General features: G+C 36.2%; 14 protein-coding genes. 3 read left to right on the top strand and 11 right to left on the bottom strand.

What is annotated here, in order from left to right:
* The first annotated feature begins 115 nt into the window (after positions 1-115).
* Both BUC25_RS14100 and BUC25_RS14095 read left to right on the top strand, forming a co-directional pair.
* On the top strand, positions 116-748 hold the full coding sequence (locus BUC25_RS14100) for a LysE family transporter (protein WP_073202537.1): 633 nt from the start codon (positions 116-118) through the stop codon (positions 746-748).
* A 67-nt stretch (positions 749-815) separates the two neighbouring features.
* The gene (locus BUC25_RS14095; RefSeq protein ID WP_073202536.1) at positions 816-2,150 is read left to right on the top strand and encodes an amino acid permease; all 1,335 of its coding nucleotides are present in this window, start codon (positions 816-818) and stop codon (positions 2,148-2,150) included.
* Between the two features lie 74 nt (positions 2,151-2,224).
* Here the strand turns inward: BUC25_RS14095 and BUC25_RS14090 are convergent, their stop codons facing one another.
* The 10 genes from BUC25_RS14090 to BUC25_RS14040 all read right to left on the bottom strand — a co-directional run bounded on the left by BUC25_RS14090 (position 2,225) and on the right by BUC25_RS14040 (position 18,384).
* The gene (locus BUC25_RS14090; RefSeq protein ID WP_073202535.1) at positions 2,225-3,841 is read right to left on the bottom strand and encodes a type 2 periplasmic-binding domain-containing protein; all 1,617 of its coding nucleotides are present in this window, start codon (positions 3,839-3,841) and stop codon (positions 2,225-2,227) included.
* A gap of 88 nt (positions 3,842-3,929) precedes the next feature.
* Entirely contained in the window at positions 3,930-4,829 is a 900-nt protein-coding gene (locus BUC25_RS14085; RefSeq protein ID WP_073202534.1) for a carbohydrate ABC transporter permease, read from the bottom strand.
* 16 nt (positions 4,830-4,845) lie between these two features.
* A complete protein-coding gene (locus BUC25_RS14080) occupies positions 4,846-5,799 on the bottom strand; it encodes an ABC transporter permease (protein WP_073202533.1) in 954 nt (317 codons plus the stop codon).
* A 918-nt stretch (positions 5,800-6,717) separates the two neighbouring features.
* Positions 6,718-8,997 carry a helix-turn-helix domain-containing protein gene (locus BUC25_RS14070; protein WP_073202531.1) on the bottom strand — a complete coding sequence of 760 codons (2,280 nt, stop codon included), beginning with the start codon at positions 8,995-8,997 and terminating at the stop codon, positions 6,718-6,720.
* A 260-nt stretch (positions 8,998-9,257) separates the two neighbouring features.
* Positions 9,258-11,675 carry a glycoside hydrolase family 31 protein gene (locus BUC25_RS14065; RefSeq protein WP_244535195.1) on the bottom strand — a complete coding sequence of 806 codons (2,418 nt, stop codon included), beginning with the start codon at positions 11,673-11,675 and terminating at the stop codon, positions 9,258-9,260.
* 98 nt (positions 11,676-11,773) lie between these two features.
* Positions 11,774-13,192: a family 43 glycosylhydrolase gene (locus BUC25_RS14060; RefSeq protein ID WP_211619588.1), complete on the bottom strand. Its 1,419-nt coding sequence runs from the start codon at positions 13,190-13,192 to the stop codon at positions 11,774-11,776.
* Positions 13,193-13,241: 49 nt separating this feature from the next.
* A complete protein-coding gene (locus tag BUC25_RS14055; protein WP_073202530.1) occupies positions 13,242-15,488 on the bottom strand; it encodes a glycoside hydrolase family 95 protein in 2,247 nt (748 codons plus the stop codon).
* Between the two features lie 24 nt (positions 15,489-15,512).
* Positions 15,513-16,445 (bottom strand): aldo/keto reductase, encoded by a 933-nt coding sequence (locus BUC25_RS14050; RefSeq protein WP_073202529.1) that lies wholly within the window; start codon positions 16,443-16,445, stop codon positions 15,513-15,515.
* A gap of 17 nt (positions 16,446-16,462) precedes the next feature.
* The gene (locus tag BUC25_RS14045) at positions 16,463-17,296 is read right to left on the bottom strand and encodes an amidohydrolase family protein (RefSeq protein ID WP_073202528.1); all 834 of its coding nucleotides are present in this window, start codon (positions 17,294-17,296) and stop codon (positions 16,463-16,465) included.
* Positions 17,297-17,370: 74 nt separating this feature from the next.
* Positions 17,371-18,384, bottom strand: coding sequence for a zinc-binding alcohol dehydrogenase family protein (locus BUC25_RS14040; protein ID WP_073202527.1), 1,014 nt, complete (start codon positions 18,382-18,384; stop codon positions 17,371-17,373).
* 130 nt (positions 18,385-18,514) lie between these two features.
* On the opposite strand from BUC25_RS14040, the gene BUC25_RS14035 reads away from it, so the two are divergent.
* Positions 18,515-19,378, top strand: a complete 864-nt coding sequence (locus BUC25_RS14035; protein ID WP_073202526.1) for an AraC family transcriptional regulator — start codon at positions 18,515-18,517, stop codon at positions 19,376-19,378.
* A 131-nt stretch (positions 19,379-19,509) separates the two neighbouring features.
* Here the strand turns inward: BUC25_RS14035 and BUC25_RS14030 are convergent, their stop codons facing one another.
* Positions 19,510-21,015, bottom strand: coding sequence for a diguanylate cyclase domain-containing protein (locus BUC25_RS14030; protein WP_073202525.1), 1,506 nt, complete (start codon positions 21,013-21,015; stop codon positions 19,510-19,512).
* Between the last annotated feature and the right edge of the window lie 8 nt (positions 21,016-21,023).

Here is a 21,023-nt window from a genome sequence, read left to right as displayed (position 1 = left end):
AAGTATTTGAATGGTTTATCTGTATTATACAGCACAAAGGGATTCGTAGACATATCTCGGAGTTAGCTCAATATACTATATAGATGGTACAAGCTATTCGTAAGGAGTGAATCGATTGGGCGTATTTCTTAGTTATGTATTTTTGGGTTTATCCTTAGCAGCACCATTAGGTCCGATAAATGCTGCACAAATAAACCATGGTATCAGAAATGGTTTCTTACATTCCTGGATGGTCGGACTCGGGTCACTATTAGGAGAAATTATATTCATATTAGGAGTTTTTTTTGGAGTCGTTCACTTCTTAGAGACACCTTTTATGAAAACTTTCCTATGGTCATTTGGTGCATTTGTTTTACTTTATACAGGAATTGAAAGCATGCTGTCAACAAAAGCAGTAGATACTTTAGAAGAAAGAAATAAAGATTCTTTAACAAAAACATTCCGTTCTGGCTTTCTTATTACGATAAGTAATCCCCTTTCTATTTTATTTTGGTTAGGAATTTATGGGTCAGTGTTAGCTAACACCATAGATAAATATGACAACTTACACCTGTTTTGGTATGGAGCTGCTATTTTAATCGGTGTTATGATCTGGGATGTGACAATGGCCCTTGTTTCCAGTTCTTCCAGACGAATGTTTTCTACTAAGACATTAAAAATGATCTCCACTATTACTGGATTATCTCTTATCGGTTTTGCCGTCTACTTTGGTATCCAAGCTGTCAAATTAATTTTGAAATTTTTATAATGAAAACCTTCTTCTTATCAAATACTAAAAAGAGTACGTTCAAATTTTAGGATAGGGAGAAGTTTACGTGAGTCATTCTAAAGATAAATCAACCAATCAATTGGCATGGTGGCAGCTAGCCTTAACTGGTGTCGGATGTACTATTGGAACGGGGTACTTTCTTGGGTCAAGTATTGGTATTTCTCTAACAGGTCCCTCTATTGTGTTTGCTTTTCTGCTCGCAGCTATTGGAACCTATATCGTCTTTCATTTATTAGCTAAAATGACTGCAGCTGATCCTCAGGAAAGCTCATTCTGTTATTACGCCGAAAAGGCTTATGGAAAATGGGCAGGTTTTAGCTGCGGATGGAACTATTGGTGCTCGAGTATTCTAATTATGGGGAGTCAATTAATTGCGTTATCGATCTTAACAAAAGAATGGTTCTCAGATGTACCACTTTGGGTATTTGCTTCCGTCTATGCCGTATTGTCAATTGCCGTCATTTTACTAGGAACCAGAGGTTTTGATCGGATTGAGGATTTTTTGGCAATCATTAAAACAGCTGCCATTCTTATGTTTATCATCATCGCAATTGTTGCCATATCAGGAGGCCTAAGCGGTGGACCGGCATCTTCACCAGGAATACCTGCCAGTATAGATAAATTATTCACAGGTAATTATCGCGGATTTTGGGCGTCACTAATCTATGCTTTCTATGCGTTTGGAGGAATAGAAGTTATTGGATTAATGGCGATTCGATTAAAGAAAAAAGAGGAAGCACCAAAAGCTGGATTAGTTATGTTAAGCCTACTTACCATTATCTATCTTATATCACTTGGTTTAACCGTAACAATGGTATCGGTAGATCAATTTAATCCAAATGAAAGTCCTTTTGTAACAGCATTATCCGACTATTCTTTGTCGATTTTTCCACATCTGTTTAATGGTGCTATTATAATTGCTGGGTTTTCGACGATGACAGCGGCTTTATTTGGTGTTGTTACACTATTAGTTTCCTTATCGAAAGATGGAGATGCTCCGAAAATGTTTTCTAAAAAAATAAAGAAGTTCAAAGATTTGCCTTTGCCATCTTTATTGTTAGCAACGATCGGTTTATCTGCCTCCATAATTACTGCTTTATTGCTACCAGAGAAAATATACGAGTATATCACAACTGCTGCTGGAATCTTATTGCTGTACAATTGGGCGTTTATTATCATCTCATCTTTACGTGTTTTAGATGGGATTAAATTCATGAATAAGATAATAGCGATCTTAGGTTTGGTATTACTTTTTTCAGCTGTTTCAGGTACTTTAATGGAAAAAAGTATTCGTCCAGGTTTTTGGGTTAGTTTATGTATTATAGCGATTATTGGTTTGGTTACGATTAAGTTTGGCAGAAAAAAAACAAATCAAACATAATGCTGTAATTCGTATATACATCAGTTGATAAGTAAAGAAGCTGGCAATGAAGCCAGCTTCTTTATTAATTCACTTTAATTTTCATAATTATCATATGCTGCTTGGTTAATCTCAACATATCTGTCAACACCTAAAGATTCTAAACCTGCTACATAGTCATCCCAGTCATCTTCTAAACTTAATTCACCTGTAATAAATTGTACAGCGCTTTGCTCTACGTTATCCAAGATATTGGTTTCTAGAGTTGAGTATTCATCTTGCACGTCTTCTGGATACCATGCTGCCCAAAATGGAAATTTTTCTTCAGGTTCTTTGCCTTCGTACAAATAAGTAGCTTCTTGAAGGCGTCTTTCAAATCCTTCATCTGTATAGATATCTTCTGCTTGTACTTGACCATCACGGAATTCTCTTGGTTGATAATATTGAGCTGCCGCTGACCAATTATTGTTTGTTGGCTCTTCAGGATGTAATAACTTCACATTCGGTTCAAGCTCTTCATTGATTGCTACATCACCTTCTTCAGGCTGCACCCAATCTTCCCCCTCCACACCGATGTGGGCACGGATCATACCATCGATAGTGAACATATAATCTAATAGTTTAATTGCCTTCACCTGTACCTCTTCACTCGCTTTATTAGTAATCGCAAACGTACCACCATTCGTGACCGGATAATTATAGGTTGCATATTGGTGGTTTGGACCTTGCAATGGTTCAATTGCATCAAAGGCAGGATGGTTCTCATTATCGATAAATTCCCATGGATGCTGAGCTGCAGCAGCACCTAAAATAAGGGCATCTGCATTATTACCTAACTGAATAAAGGCATCTCTGTTTTGAGTAAAAGCGCCAGAGTCAATTAGTCCCTCTTCATATAATGAGCGAATATATTCTAAACCTTCTCTCCACTCTGGTGTATTTGCAGCAAAACTAACTTCCCCATCGTTTACAAGCAATCTAGTTTGCGCATCATCATATACAAATCCATTCATTAATATAGGAATCACCGAATGATTAGGAGATGCGGCAGAACCACTTAAAGGAATTTCATCCTGCTCTCCATTTCCATTAGGGTCCTGTTCTTTAAATGCGGTTAATACTTCTTTTAATTCTTCATGTGTTTTAGGTGCTTCTAAACCTAATTCATTTAACCACTCTGTGTTTAACCACAATTTATTTGGCCAAGTACAATGAAAACACTCTTCTAAACCAGGCATACTATAAATATTTCCATCTGGTGAAGTTGCAATCTTTCTAAAATCTTCACGCTCTTCCAAAACTTTAGATATATTTGGTGCGTGCTCTTCTATTAGATCATTTAGAGGAATCAAAGCACCTTGTTCTCCATATTTTAAAACTTCACTAGGTGAAAATTTATCTACCCAATCCACCAAGAAGAAAACTTCCGGATAATCCCCACTTGCTAAAGAAATTTGTCTTTTCTCCTTAGCTGCTGTAGAGTCATAACCTGTTTTTTGAAAATCAAATTTTATATCAAATTTATCTTCAGCAAATTCAGTAAAAGAGTTTGTTTCCAACTCTTGTTCCCCATTTTCCGCAATAAATACCGACATGTTCGTTGCACCATCCGAATTTTCTTCCTCACTTGTTTCCTCATCCGAATTACAAGCCACTAACACTAACATGAGTGCTACAAAAATCAACCAAGTATGATAGCCCTTCCATTTCATTCTAATTTCCTCCCTTATTGTTAGAAAAAATATTATTATAACAAAAAACCTACTAATTCCTCACCTCCTTAAATAACGTAACAACTTATCATCCTTTGACTGAACCGAGTAACATCCCTTTAACGAAGTACTTCTGTGCAAAAGGATAAATAATCAATACTGGTATACTTGAGACAACAATTAAGGAGTACTGCATTAAATTAGCCAATTGCTGTCTTTTTTGTTGCTCGGCAATGTCTTGATTTGCGCCGGATTCAGACTGAGTGATTAATATTTCCCTTAATTCCAGTTGCAATGGGAATAGTTCTTCTGTTCTTAAAAAGATCATTGCATCAAAATAACTGTTCCATTGAAATACCGCGTACATCAGAGCGAGTACTGCTATAATCGGCTTCGACAAAGGTAATACTACGTGCCACAGGAACCGTATACTACTACAACCATCCATTTCACTAGCTTCCACTAGTTCTTCTGGGATACTTGTATAGAAAAAGGTTCTTGCAATAATAATTTGCCAAACTGCCATCGCCTTCGGTATAAGAATGGCCCATGGCGTATCTAACATCCCTAATTGCTGGACAACTAAATATTCTGGAATTAATCCTCCATAAAAAAGCATTGTAATTAATATAAAAATCATGAAGAAGGACTTTCCGTAAAAGTTTTTTCTGGAAAGTGGATAAGCAAAAATCACTGTTAAGAACACCGCAATTAATGTATAACCAATCGTATAAAGTATAGAATTTCGAAACCCTCTAATGACATCTGAGTTATTAAAAACTTCAATATATCCCTCTAGTGAAAAATCGACTGGCCATAACCAGACTTGCCCAGATGTGACAGCTTCCGGACTACTTATGGAAGCACTCACAATATAAACCAGTGGATAGAGTATGACGATCATTAATAAACTTAAAAAGATATAAATCAACGTTAAAAATACTCGATCGTTAGAGGATTCTTTTATTGTTCCTTGTTTACTGCTCATTGTGTTCTACTCCTCTCTACCATAATCCATTACCTGAAACTTTCTTCGCAATTTCATTGACGATGATCAATAAGATTAAATTAATTATGGAGTTAAACAATCCTACAGCTGTAGCAAAACTAAAATCAGCATTGATAATACCCATTTTGTACACATAGGTTTGTAAAATCTCTGAAGTTCCCAAATTTAAAGGATTTTGTAATAAATATACTTTTTCAAATCCTATCGCCATTAAATTCCCTACACTTAAAATTAAAATGATTACGATAGTTGGCATAATTGCCGGTATATCTACATTCCAAATTTTTTGCAGTCTGCTAGCTCCGTCAATTTTAGCTGCCTCATACTGCTGTTTATCAACACCTGCAAGCGCCGCCAAATAAATGATTGCTGAATATCCAGTAATTTGCCACGCATCGGACCAAACAAATATGTCTCGAAACATGCTCGCTTGACCAAGGAAATTAACTGCATCAAGTCCTACAGCTTCCATTAAGGTATTTATAATTCCACTTCTTGGTGAGAGCATCAAGATAATCATGGAGACTATAACAACTGTAGAAATAAAATACGGTGCATAGGTAAACATTTGTACAGATCGTTTGAAGATCCCGTCTCTTATTTCATTTAGGGCTAATGCCAATAATATTGGAAGCGGAAAGGTTACTGCTAACTGATAAAGACTTAGAAATAACGTATTTTTTATCAAATCCCAGGCGACCGGGTTGTTAAAAAAATTCTCGAAATGCTTCCACCCTACCCAGGGACTTTCAATGATACCTTGGACCACATTATAATCTTTAAATGCAATGACTGCGCCCAACATAGGTACATATTTAAAAATAATGAAATACAATACTGGCAATATCATAAGAATATATAATTGCCAATGCCTCTGAAAACTTCTTTTGGCAAGATGCCGTTGTGTCACTTTCTTTATTTCTTTCGATTGATCAAGTGATTGATCCATTTCAGCTTTACCCCCTTCTTTCTGAAAAAATTCTACTCAGGAAACGCTTACAAAGAATTTAACACGGTTTGATGAAACCGCATACAGACAACTAAATTTACAGGGTACAATACCGGTTTTTTAGCTATTTAACTAAATAGTACCTTTTCAGATGCGGGGTACATTCTGCGAAAAACTACTGAAAAAGCGCTACGCGTACTGTTCAAGTATTATTTTCAGTAGCCACCTATCCTGCGAAATTTTGAAATAAAGTGGCCGTAATGAAAAAGAAACAGAGCCATAACTATTTTACGTAACTTCAAACACGAACGACAATATGTATTGTTACGCAATATAAGGAAACTGCAGGTAGTAATTTTGAAATTGTTTTAATTGGTTAGCACCCGCTCCGGCTGCCCACTTCCCTTTCCGTGGGGTTTTCCCTTCAGCTAACTTTTTCAAGCAAAGAGCGCTCGAAAAAGTGGATCTTCAGGTAAAACATTCCCACAGGAGTGAAAGCGGGCGGCCTACGCTAATGTATTTGTTCGACAACTGTTTGTGACAGCTAACATTTTTAGCTGTTAATCCTATCAAAGAATTTTTTTATGAGAGAAAGTCATAATGCGACCTTATGCTAACGTTGTAGAATATTCAATTAGCGCAGGCGTCCACTTCGACTCCAGGGGGATTAGCGCGATCTGAAGATCCACTTTGTAAAGTGATCTTCTTTACCAAGTTAGTTGAAGACGCGCCCCCCGGAAAGCGAAGTGGGCAAGCCGGAGCGGTTGGTACGCAAATATTTATTGTCAAATTATCAAATCAGTTATTGCGCAGCATCTTCCTAATACGCATAGAAATCCAAACGATTCAAAAGTCTATTCGAATCGTTTGGATAACTCTTATAGCAATATTCTTTTGCGCATACCTCTTTCGCTTTATTTATTCAATTGTTTTTCTAAATTGATTAGGTGTCATATTATGAATGCGCTTAAAAGCTCGTCTAAAAGAATGAGCACTATTATAACCCACCAGTTCTGCAATATCATTGATTGTTTTCGATGAATTAGTTAGCAGTCTCATCGCTTCTTCCATTCTTACTTTTTCTAAATATTCATATAGATATTCTCCCGTTTCTTCTTTAAATATTTGTGAGATATATTTCTCAGGCCGTGAAAGATGCTCAGCGATCATATAAATGGTCAATTCCGCATTAGAATAATGTTGTAATATATAATCTTCTATCGTTTTAACTATCGAGTGGTTGGTTTCTTTTCGATTTTCATTAACAAAAGCACAGTACAATTGAATAACTTCTATTAATCTTCTTTCAATTTGTTCCATACTTTCCTCAATAGTTATAACTCTCAGCTTTTGTCTTATTACTTCACCCGTGTTATCATTACGAAAAATATATTGATCTAACGCTTTATAAAACGTTCCTTTTAATTCATAAATAAATTGTTCATGCATATCTACTGATAAACTTCTTTTTTCGATGTTTTCATCTAAAAGTTCATAAGTAATTTCTTCAGCTTCTATAAAATCTCCTTCCTTCAAGCTTTTTAAAAGCCGAAATTCATATTCCAATGGATAATGAAAGACCGCCGTCTCCTTCATTACATTATCGTACCAGTACATTCCTTTTTTTTCGTAAGAGAAATTCGCAAAATCTATTGCTTGTTTTGCCTCATTATACGATCGACTTATACCAGATAACGAATGAAATGGATGACCAAGACCAATCTTTAGTAAAACGCGATACTCCTCTTGTAACAAACTTTGCAATGATGTGAACATATTTTCTATTTTTTCCTTGAATGCCTTTCCTACCTCTTGCTCCAAAAAAATATATACTAATTTATCAGAATGAATATTGGTTACATAAAACTTATCACATATTTTCATTGATTCCTGCTGGATCACGATGCGGATTGCATGTAACTCCTGATATATTTCGCTGCTTGACATGTCTTCATAACCTTCTACTTTTATAATTGCAACATAACCATGATTACTAGATAAACTTACATTTGCTTGCTTCGCAAATTCATGAAGATTAGTCGTTCTTTCGGTAATCTCACCAGATAACAATTGCTTAAGGAAAGCATCCTTGATCAGCGGTTTTTGCTCTGTTAATTGCATTTGCAAATCTGTATTTGTAGAGATTAATTTCGATATATTACCATGTAAAAAATCATAATCATTTTTAGAATCTGGTTCTGCATATTCTTTTAATGTTTTGATTACATTGTTGATTGGACGACTATTTCTATAGGCAAAAAATAGTGCTATTACTATACCAATAACAAAAGTAATACCAGTAACTGTCCACGTAATATACTTAATTGGAGCTGCTTCCTGGATTAACGTTTTTTGTGGAATACCGGCGACATATAACCAATCATTTTTTTCTGATGTCTCCGTTATCAATAATGTCTCGTTATTTACATATAAGGGCCCTTCCTTATTTATCACTCTTTCTTTAAGTGCATCAATTTCTGTCTTATCAATGCCATTAGAAGTGATGAGTTGATGATTTTCATCTAAAATAAATGCCCAACCATTAAACTGTTTCTCTACCTCTTTAATCAAATTATTTAGCTTTTGATTTTCTATGGGAATAATAATGGAACCTTTATGGTTTGACACATCATTCATTGGTAAGGGCTGAATATATGTAATAACATTGGTAGGTGTATCATCGTGCATATACGGTCTGCTAGGAATAATTTGTCTCTTATTATTCAGTATCATTTCTTCCCAATCAGACAGACTCATATCTACGTAATAGTTATTTTCATAGAAATGATATGGCCGATAATAAACAGAACCAGGTATAATAATTAAATCGGAATTTTTTGAATAAATATAGAAATCCTCTACAAATTCATTTGTTGTAGCATAAGGAGAAATTTTATTATCCAATTGTCTGAGAAGAGATACAATATTGTTTTTCTCAGAAGCATTTTTATTAAGTATACTATTTAAATCCTTGTCTAACGACAACTGTAAAACAAAGCGATCCATTTCATCTAAGTTTTGTTCAAGTATCCTTTTACTTTGATTTAAAACCTGTTTACTATTAATAATCGAGTATTTTTCAGCAGTATCTATAGAAACCTGATAAGATATAAAACCAGCCACCATTGGAATAATTAAAATGATAAGGTAAGAGATTAAAAACCTTCTGAATATTTTGGAGGATACGATACGTTCCATCATGAAACCTCCTTCTTAGAAATTTATGGAATTCGTATATTTTTATTAAATTATAGCTACAGTTATTATAAGTATAGTTGTTGAAGATTAGTATAAGAAGTTTTTACCTAAGTTTGGAAATAAAATCAAAATAAGGAAGCGCTTTCAAATTATATATAATAAAATTAACTTTCAATTAGTTATAATCATTAGACTAAATGATAAATTTCAATTGTCTTGATATCGTTACAATTGAAATTTATCGTCTGATAATTATTTTACTAGAACTGAATAGTTAGTTGTTCTCCAATATACTTTTCTCGTTTTGTACAAAGTTCACTTCTTTGTCCATCTATAATTGTTATTACGAATTCCATCGAAGTTTTCATACCCGAAAATTTGCCTTGGCGATCCTCCATTACTAGACAATTATTCTGATCGTACCAATGAAGCGCTATCGTAGCATAGTCTCCTTTTTCATAATTGTACGTATCTCCCTCATCATCATATAACAAAAAGCTTCCATCTTCCCCTCTATATATGTGTATTTCTAAAGGGGCGTTCGTTTCTTCAGAAGTATACTGAATAGCAGGTCCAATTGGAACGATAGATCCAGATCGTACATACAGTGGCATGGTTTCAAGATCAGCATCTGCTTCAATGGTTTGACCACCCTGTAAGCGTTGATTTGTCCAAAAATTATACCACTCCGTACCGGCTGGGAGATAGACCGATCGCTTTTTAGGGACTCCATTCAATTCTATTGAACCACTTTCATAATACATCGGATCTGTTACAGGGTTAACAAGAAAGGATGGGCCGAACATATATTGGTCTTTTACATTATAAGTGTTCGGATCATTTCTAAAATCAAAAGCTAATGCACGCATCATTGTATAATCTTCGTGTGTGACCCAACCAGCGACTGAATAAATATAAGGCATGAGACGATACCTTAGTTTAATATATTTTACAAGTGTATCGTAAAATGGCGTACCTGGTTCACCAAATCGCCATACCTCTCTTGGCGTATCTGCACCATGAGAGCGGAACATCGGTAAAAATACCCCATATTGCAGCCACCGGACATACAGCTCACGGTAGCCTAAATCTTCACATCCCTCTTGGTAGTCACCATTCCAGAACCACTGCTCTCGGTTCGCTACAAAAAAAGCACCAATGTCCAATGTCCAGTAAGGTATACCGGTGACACACATATTTAAGCCATCTGCAATTTGATTACGCATCGTCTCCCAATTAGCAGCTATGTCTCCAGACCAGGTAATCGCACTGTACTTTTGTTGTCCAGCATAAGAAGATCGTGTTAAATTAACTACACGCTTACTTTCAGTGGTCAGTCGTTGATTTTCATACAGTCCCTTGGAATGAAGAAGCGAATAGGCATTTATATACCCCGGATCTAAATATTTTTTAGCTTCTTGAGTATTGATCAAAAGGCGTTCCTCTGGCTCTGGTTTTACTTCTCCAACCCAATCTGCTTCGAATGGTTCTGTACAATCACACCACCAGGCGTCTGTACCATGTGAAAATATACCTTCATTTGCTTGCTTCCAATACAGATTACGTGCATCTTCACTGAACGCATCATAGTTTGCCTGGTTCCCCAACAAATAACCTTTTTGCTTCATTTCTACATGATTTGGACCTTCATTATTCATAATCGGCCAAATCGAGACCATTAATTTAGCATTTAGCTTGTGAATCTCCTCCATCATTTCGGTTGGATTTGGAAATCTTTCTGGATCGAACGATTTTTGACCCCAAAGATCTCCAGTCCATGATCGCCAATCCAGCACAATCATATCCAGAGGAATCTCTCGTTTACGATATTCCTTGATAACCGATATTAATTCCTCTTGCGTTTTATAACGTTCCTTCGATTGTACATATCCAAAAGCCCATTTCGGTAATAGAGGGGCTTGACCTGTTAGATAACGATAGCTTTTTACAATCTGATCAAATTCGGGACCATATACGAAATAATAATCCATGTCGCTATCAACATCTGTCCAAATATAGGAACCATGTATGTCATCATGGAATGTCATCGTCGAATAACTGTCGACGATAATTCCATATCCATTTGTAGAGACCATTACCGGTACAACCGCTTTCATATTTTGCTGATACAGGTATTGGTGTGTTCCTCTTAAGTTGAGCACTCCTTCTTCATGTGAACCTAATCCATAAAGTGCTTCACCATTGGCCCATTCGAATTCAAGTTTGGTGTGATAAGCAATTCGATCTACCACATGTTTGATGGCAACGGCTTTAGCACGAGCGCCATCTGCATTTTGCGAATTTTCTATCTCAGTATTAGCATCATAAACAGGTTTATGGACTTCAGTTGGTACCAGTGTTTTGCCACCTCGATCCGGCTCCTTTGTTAAAATATTCCCAGCAGCATTCATATAAGTAAAGGCTGCAGTAGCTTTATTTATCTGAATGCGTACCTTCCTTGTAGAAAATATAATACTACTGTCTTTTTCCTCTACCATGAACTCCATGGCTTTTTGAGAATTTTTCTCTACAAAGAGACTCTTCTTTGTACTGTATTGGTTCTCTAGTGTATAACGTATACGAATGATAGACTCTGTGTAGGGAATTATTTTCATTAAACCTGTACCAACTTCAAGAAGCAAATGATCTTCCTTTTGCGTATATTTTACTACTTTCACTACGTTTACCTGCCTTTGTGATTTAATTATAGTGTCTGTCTCCTGATAGAACGCTTAAAGATGTCAAGTTCATTTTGCTTAGAAACTAGGAATAAAGTTTATTCCAAAGTAAAGGATGCTAGATTTGCCCGACCATTACCTGTGTAAGTGATATACAATGCTTGAATGCCATTAGGAATCTCGATGTCAGACGCATATTCCGTCCATACATTGGTGAAATTAACTGGCAATGTTGCTAATGCAGATCCGTCCCAAGAAGTTTTTATTTCAAAAGCACCGTTACAATAACCTCTCACTTTGACTTTCACCTTTGATATACCCTGGCAGTCAAAGTACTTAAAACCAGCTGTTGCCGATTCTGTCATATTGGCAATATAACCAATTTCCTCATCACCATCTTTTCCATCCTGTGTAATCTTTGGAAATTGCGTATCCATCCAAAGATCACCAGTATACATGGCCTCATCATCGCAAAAAAGATTACATGCCAGATAAGCAGGATACTCTCCACGCCCAATAAGTGGTTTCCCATTAGCTCCGCATGAGGTCATTTCTACCTGAGGAATTGTGCCATCTGCTAATATTTCAATTGGTTCGATACATCCCTGACGACTGAAATTGGAACCATTGGTATGGCGATGATAGAAAATATACCACTGATCACTAATCTCAACGATGCTGCCATGATTATTTCCTCCATAATACATAGGCTTGTTTGCAGGTTTATAGGAAGCAATATGGAGATCATTATTACTTACTATAACACCACCGTATTCAAATCCTTTTGTAGGGTGTTTACTAGTCGCGTAACAAAGCTCATGCATAGCAATAGAAGAATAGATGAGATAATATGTATCTCCAATTTTCCTCATCGAAGGCGCCTCAAAAAACTCATGGCCTTCAAAACTGCTCCCTTTACTAAATGGCTCACTCGGCGTAATGGTTACCGTCTCTTCAATAATCGTAAGCATATCGGCTCCCAACACTGTAGCCATCGTACCACTTCTTGATCTATCACCAATGGCACAAAAACCAGTGTAAAGATACGTTGTGTCTCCTTCTGTCAAAAGCCCTGGATCAAATTGTGGTTCATCCCCTTCTCTTTCCCCTAAACGTCCGCCATCTTTATCCTGAACATAGCCATAAAATTCATACTTTCCAGCAGGTGTATCACAAACCGCCACAGATACTACTGGAACTTTATCCAGTACATAATACAAATAATACCGACCGTCAGGACCTACTGTCACATCTGGTGCATAAAGACACATATTTGCTTCCTTATTCAATGGATCATCGGTTTTTTTGTAAATTACTCCTTCATAACGCCAGTCTGACATGTCATTAACGGGTGCAGACCAGCATACATAATCATTTAAACAATAAGCATGCCCGTTAAAACGATCATGAGATCCATAAATATAAACTCTGTCATTAAAAACGTATGGTTCTGCATCAGGTATATACTCCCAAGATGGAAGATAAGGGTTTACGGCTTGATTTTTCAATGTGTTCATTTAAAGTCCTCATTTCTATTTTAATTTTTTCTCATTCACTTGTTTTGAATCATTGGTTAAATACTAAAGGATACGTGTGACCAGCTGTCGTATCAAACTCTTTTCTTTCATTATTACACAAGACTGCACATTTCCCTCCATTTAAGGAATGAATAACTGCTTCTGTTAATTCGCCTTTCTCCCAAGATAAATCTACTTCAAATCCACCTCTTGCTTTTAATCCCTTTACTTGACCAGAAGACCATTTATTAGGTAATGCCGGAAGGAGGTGTAACTCACCAGTATGACTTTGAAGCAACAGTTCCGCAATACCTGCTGTTCCACCGAAATTTCCATCGATTTGAAAAGGTGGATGGTTATCAAATAAGTTAGGGAGAGTAGAAGACTTAAGCAATTCTAGAATATGCTGATAAGCTAGGTCTCCTTTCTCTAAACGGGCCCACATGTTGATAATCCAGGCACGGCTCCATCCAGTATGTCCCCCACCAGATTGCAGCCTTCTATCTAGTGTTACTTTTGCTGCTCCTGCTAGGTCCGGTGTCATGCCTGGTGATATTTGTTTTCCAGGATACAATGCAAACAAGTGGGAAATATGACGGTGACCTGGCTCTTCTTCATCATAATCTTCTAACCATTCCTGAATTTGACCATGTTTGCCAATTTTCGGTTTTGGTAAATCCTCCCGTAACTGAAGCAATTGTTGTCGAAACGCGTGATCCACGTCTAAAACCTCACTAGCATCTATAACACTAGTAAAGAGAGCAAATATAATTTGGCTATCCATTGACGGACCTTCACATAATGTTCCTTTTTCTCCATTGGATAATATATACGTGTTCTCAGGTGATACAGAAGGAGTAGTTATTAACAAACCTTTTTCATTTTCCACTAAAAAGTCAACAAAAAATAAAGCGGCTTCTTTCAATGTATCGTAGGAATTTTTCAAAAATTCCTCATTACGTGTAAATTCAAAATGCTCCCACAAATGTAAACAAAGCCATGCCGCACCCATTGGCCAAATCGTCGCTGGCATATAGATATCTTGTGGTGCAGTATCTCCCCAAATATCTGTGTTATGATGGGCGGTGAATCCTCGGCATCCGTACATGCTTTCAGCCGTTTTTTTGCCATTTTTCTTTATTTTTTCAATATGATCAAATAGCGGATCATGGCATTCAGACAAATTACAGATCTCAGCTGGCCAGTAATTCATCTGTGCATTGATATTAATCGTAAATTTACTGTCCCACGGCGGCAGCATCTTCTCATTCCAAATTCCTTGTAATGTTGCCGGTAATGAATTAGGTCTACTAGAAGAAATAAGTAAATAACGTCCAAACTGGAAGTAGGTACTAATTAATGATAGATCCTCTTTACCTTCTTTCACTACATCTAAGCGTTGATCTGTCGCCAAATCAGTACTCTCTTCGTTATCATCACCTAAATTTAATGTAACTCTATTAAATAATTTCTGATAATCTTCTATATGACGTTGCAGCAACTCTTGGTAGGTTTTTGCTGAGACTTTCTCAATAGTTTTCAAACATTGCTGCTCAGGTTCCTCATAACGGTAGGATGTGGCAGCTGAGAGCACCAACGTTACCGCATCCGCATTTTCAACAATTAAATGATTCCCAAGCGTTTTGACTGATCCTTTTTCTGCTGTTGCCTTTATTGCATTGCGGAATACAATGCCATCCTTACCACCCGTTTCTCCTCTCATGATCAGCGAATTATTAGATAGTGCTTCAAGCTCATCGTAGTTTCTTGCGTTTCCACGATCGAGCAGAGTTCGAAAGGAGATGGACTTTGATTCAGAGGATGTTAAACGAATCACCATCACCTGATCTGGATAGCTCGTAAATGTTTCGCGGTTAAATGTGACATCGCCTATAGTATATTGCACCTTCGTAACCGCATTATCCAAATCTAACTCTCTAGAATAATTTGATGTCTCTGTTTCCTTATGTTCCATATTAATTAACAGGTCACCTAGTGGTTCATAATGACGTTGTGTTTCTGGTGTTCCTGTAAAGGTCAGTGCTGCCAAATTCTCTGCTTCTTTTAATCTTCCATCAGCTAATAACTTTCTAATTTTCGGTAAGTGCTCAAGTGCATCAGGATTGTTTCGATCTCTAGGTCCGCCATACCAAACAGAATCCTCATTTAATTGCACTCGTTCTCGATGAATGCCACCAAAAACCATTCCACCTAATCGCCCATTGCCTATGGGTAAAGCTTCGTTCCATTCTTTTGCTGGTTGTTTATACCAGATCCTTTTGTTTATACGTTGCATAAGTTTACTCCTTTTTAAGAAAATTTAGTGATTCCATTCTGTATTCCCACTTTGCCAAGTCCTGTTATGGATGGGTTGAAGTATATCTAGAACTTGCTTTAATAGATCCTCATTTATTGGTTCTTCGGTCCACTTAATATTTTTCGTTATATTTTTTACACTTGCTGTGCTGACTAATGTAGTCGGAATCGATTCATTTCGAGTTGCATACTGAATCGCCAATTTCGCAAGGTCTTCACCTTGTGCTTCACAGAATTTGGCTGCTTGCATACACAGTTGCTGTATTTCTTTATCAGCTGGATGCCAATTTGCCACGTCACGTGAATTTAACAAGCCCATCGACAATGGCGAAGCATTCACTAATCCTACATTTTTTTCATTTAATAAAGGCAAAAGCGATAGAAGTGATGTATCATTTAAAGAATAATGACAATAGGAAAGGATAACATCTAAGTCTACCTTCCTTAGTACTTTTTCAAAAATAATGAGCGGCAAACCAGATACACCTAGGAAGCGAATTTTCCCTTGTCTTTTTAATTCTTCTAAAGCAGGTATACCTTCCTCCATTACTTGGCGATATGAACCAAATTCAATATCATGTAAATATAAGATATCTACATAATCTGTACCTAGCCTTTGCAAGCTCTCTTCTAAACTTTTAATAATTCTTTTCTTTGAAAAATCAAAATTGTTTTCACCAAATCTTCCTGCTTTAGTAGAAAGGATGTACTTGTCACGGGGGATATCGACTAATGCTTTACCTAAAACTGTTTCCGCCTTGGTTAAACCGTAATAAGGTGATACGTCAATCAGATTGATACCTTGATCAATCGCTGCGTGTACCGTCTTAACCCCTTCTGTTTCATTAATCTCCCTAAATACTGATCCTAATGATGAGGCTCCATAACTAAGTACAGAAACATCTAACCCAGTTTGACCCAATTTTCTATATTTCAATATGTTTCCCTCCTCCATTATCTATTTAATTTATAAAAGTCGATTGCATTTTGTCCAAAAATCATTTCCTTATCTGCTTTGGTAACTTCTTGAGGGAGAGCGTCGTTTAATAATTGGTATACCTGGTCATAGCTAGCTGCTAATAAACTGACAGGCCAGTCACTGCCATACATAATGCGATGAGTGCCAAATACCTCTACAATATGATCGACATAAGGGATGAAATCTTTCGTCATCCAATTATCATGGTTTGCTTCAGTCACCATTCCGGATAATTTACAATAGATATTCTCATAACTTGCGATTTCAGCCATTTGTGTTTTCCAAGGTTCTAACTTGCATTTTTCAATTTCCGGTTTCGCAATGTGATCGATGACACCACGTATCTTTACACGCTTTAACAATTCACAGACAGCGCCAAGCTGATTCGCAGTAACTAAAAGATCTACCGGAAGATCTATCTCTTCAAAATAAGAAAATACATCCAAATATTTTTCAGTTAAAATGATATTCTCATCTGGCATATCTTGAATCATAACGCGAATTCCAACAAACTTTGGATGTTTTCTGAATACGTCCAGTTGCTCCTTATAGGATGGATCTTCGATATCAATCCATCCTACTACACCTATTACCGAAGTAGCATCGTCACTTAGTGACAAAATGAATTCCGTTTCCTCATAAGTTGGGGCTGCTTGCACAACAATTGTTTTGTCTATCCCAGAATTTCTAAGGTGTTCAACTAAATCTTCCTCGAGAAAATCACGGTATAATGTAAGAATATCTGGTGTTATCCAACCATAATCATCTCTATTTATTTTCCAATAATGCTGATGTGCATCAATTCGCATGTTTCCATCACCCCTTCGTACTTCTTTAAACATAATAGCGTTTACATATTATTTCAACCAAGAAATATTTGTGTTTATAATTCAACCATTGCTTTGACTACACCGGACTCTGGGTTCAACCAATTTTCAAACTCATTTATTAGATGATCAAATGTGGAACGATGCGTAATATAACGGTCTGCATCAATGTAACCACTTTCAATTGCTTGTATAACAAAATCAAAATCTTCTTTTGTCGCGTTTCTGCTCGCCATTAGTGTAAGTTCTTTTGAATGGAATAAAGGATCAGAAAAAGTAATATCTGATTTAACTAATCCTACAAATACTAATTTTCCTCCATTGGCTGGATATTCAAAAGCATCCATCATTGATTTACTATTTCCGGTGGCATCGAAAACAATGCTCGGCATATCGCCATTCGTCATTTGCATCAGTTGTTCCACAGGTTCGTTTAATACATTTATAGTATCATCTGCATTTGCCCACTGTTTGGAAAATGTTAATCGTTCGTCATTCATATCCATCGCAATGACTTTCGCATCTTGTTGCTTAGCAGCCTGCATAACTCCTAACCCAATTGGCCCTGCACCAATCACAAGAACGATGTCTCCTTTTCGCAGTTCAGATCGTCTTACCGCATGTGCACCAATACTTAACGGCTCTAAAATAGCACTTTGATCCAAGCTTAAGGCATTCGTTTTAATTAGATGATCCCATGGAACCGAAATTTGTTCTGTCATCCCCCCATCGAAATGGACGCCCATTACTTTCATATTTGTACAACAATTGGTCAATCCTTTTTTACAGGCAACACATACACCACATTCCATATATGGAATAACAGATACTTGATCACCTTGTTCTAAACCATAAGGATTCTCTCCAATTGATTCGATAACCCCTGCAAGCTCATGTCCTAAAACTCTGGGATAATTAAAAAATGGTTGATTTCCTGTAAACGCATGTAAATCTGTTCCACATATACCAATTCGCTTTATATTAACAATAGCAGTACCTTTTTCCAATTGAGGTTTTTCCTGATTAATTGGCTTTAATACTCTAGGTTCTTCACAAACTATAGTTTTCAATTATTTATGCCTCCTATAAATGTTCATATACTGTGTAAATATAGAGTAACAAAAATAAATTGAAATAAAAATTGCATTTTTTGCTTTATTTATACTGTTTTTTGATATAGAGTAAAGTCAGGTGATCTATATGAAAGCGATAAAAAAAAATGCTCAATCTTTATTTCCTTTTTCCTTTGTTTATAAAGGCAGTAAAGAACCTCAAAATGAATTACCAACCCACATGCATGATTTCCATGAAATTATTTATGTTCACAAAGGTACGGGTACTTTTTTCATTAATAATACGCTCTATAATATGAACAAAGGGGATGTCTTTTTGATCCCCAATGACACGATTCATCATGCTGTACCCAACCAAGACGATCTAGTGACGTCATCAGTCATCTTTTTTAGTCCTGCTTTAATTCAAACCATACCGATTGATGAAAACTTTTCGTATTTGTTTATTGTTGAAAAAATTAAAAAGCACAAATATTATAAATTATCGCTTTCAGAAACGAAACAAGTGACTCTTGAACAATTTTTAAATGATATTGACAAGGAATTAAGTGAAAAACAAACAGGCTCCATTCATGCCGCTATCTTAATAACTCATCAAATATTGCTTTTTTTATCTCGATTAAGTATCGAGCAGATTGATCAAACCTTTAGGGAAGAAAACTATAATCGTTTTTGGATGAATGAGATATTTGCGTATATTGACAAGAATCTACAAGGCAAGATCTCTCTAAGTCTTTTAGCGGAAAAAGCACATGTTAGTCCTGCGCATTTCAGTAGAGTATTTAAAGAAATGACCGGAATTGGGGTTACTGTCTATTTGAACAAAAAAAGAACCTATAAAGCGAAAGAGCTATTGTGGAACACGGATTATCCTGTTTCACACATTGCAGAACTAAGCGGGTTTGATAGTACACCGCATTTCTATCGAACATTCAAAAAATTTATTGGGACAACTCCTTCGGGTTACCGACAAAAACAAAAAAGTATTTAACTCGATCAGTAATTAGGATAGATGGGAGATTCATTGTAGTGGAGGGACAAGTATAATAGAGAAAGAAAAAGTTGTTCAAAATCAAACTAATGATTGCTTGAACAACCCCTTTTTGTTTCTCGTAAAAAAAATCAGTCATGGATACTTTTTCCATCTCTCTTATCCTCATACATTCGATCATCCGCTTCCTTGAATAGATCGTCAAGGACTTCTCCGTCCCTTGGATAAATAGCGACACCTATACTGGAGGAAATCAGTAATGATTGATTATCAGCAAGTTCGAATGGTTCTTTTAAGTTGGATCTTATCTTATTTATCACATACTCAGTTTGTTTATCATCGTTTAACATGATGACGAACTCATCACCTGATAAACGGGCAACAAAATCGGATGGCCCAACACTTGTATTCAACTGCTCTGCAAAATACATCAAAACTTGATCCCCTGTGTAATGGCCATACTTATCATTAATGCTTTTAAAAGAGTTTAAGTCCAAAATAAGAAGAGCAAATGTAGACTTATTTTTCAGCCAATTTTCAAAAGTATGGTTGAAGGATACGCGATTATATAAATTAGTAAGATGATCATAATAGGCCAAGTCATGAATCTGTTTCTCACGTTGTTTTGTTCCCGTTATGTCATGGATCATCAGTAACTGATAGGGATCTCCTTCCATTTCGGTAAACTCTGAACTAATCGCAAGCCATTTTATCTGACGCTTCTCATTATAGAAAGAATGCTCTTCATTTTGAAATGCCTTTCTTTTTTCAAAATTATCAAAATATACGCTGAGCATCTTTTCTTGCTCCTCATTTTCTAACCATTTGTAGATTTTCTGACCAAGAAGATCGTCTAATGGCAATTCCAAAAAGTCTGAAACTCGTGGACTAACTTCATGAATCGTGCCCTTACTGTCTGTTATCATAATCCCAATAGGTGCTCGTTCAAATAATAGATTGTATCTTCTTTCATAGGAAGGTAGTGAGTCATATTGGTGAACACTTATATACACGGCAAATGCCCAAAAATTAATACCTAATGGAACAAGTGAAAAACTATCCCAATCTCCCGTCATCTCACCAGACACAACGATAACTAAAGACCATAAGACAAATGAAACCAGACCGGTCATCCAGATTTGACTTGGACGATTTTTCTGTAGAATTTTTGGCATTAACAAAGCAATCATTATTACTAAATAGAAAAACATAATCCCAAAATTTAAAAAGCCTCCAGGACCCGGTAAAGAATGCTCACTATAAACCAAAACCTCACCTTGATATAACCAACCATCAACAGGTAATAACAATATATTGATTACAGGTGGAATGAAAAGCAATTTATAATAAAATGCATATTTTCGTGAATAAACATTTGTAATCAGGTAAACACCGTGTAACAGCAATAGAAAAGTAACAAGAATTGTTGGAATTAGACCATATATAAAAACAACATTGGCTTGTTCAGGTGGCAGGAGTGAAATTAGCAGAGCAGACTGTTGCCAAACAGCCATTGCCACAAATATCAAGGCAAATGTCTTATACTTTATACTTCTGCGGTTACCATTGTATATAACTGTAGCTCCACTTATTAATATAAAAGAAGATACAATATAAAGTATAGGTAAAACAAACATAGTGATCA

It is taken from the genome of Gracilibacillus kekensis, from assembly GCF_900143085.1.
Classification (GTDB): Bacteria; Bacillota; Bacilli; order Bacillales; family Amphibacillaceae; genus Gracilibacillus; species Gracilibacillus kekensis.
The sequence above is the reverse complement of the archived record's forward strand: the minus strand, read 5'-3'. Positions and strand labels throughout refer to the sequence as shown.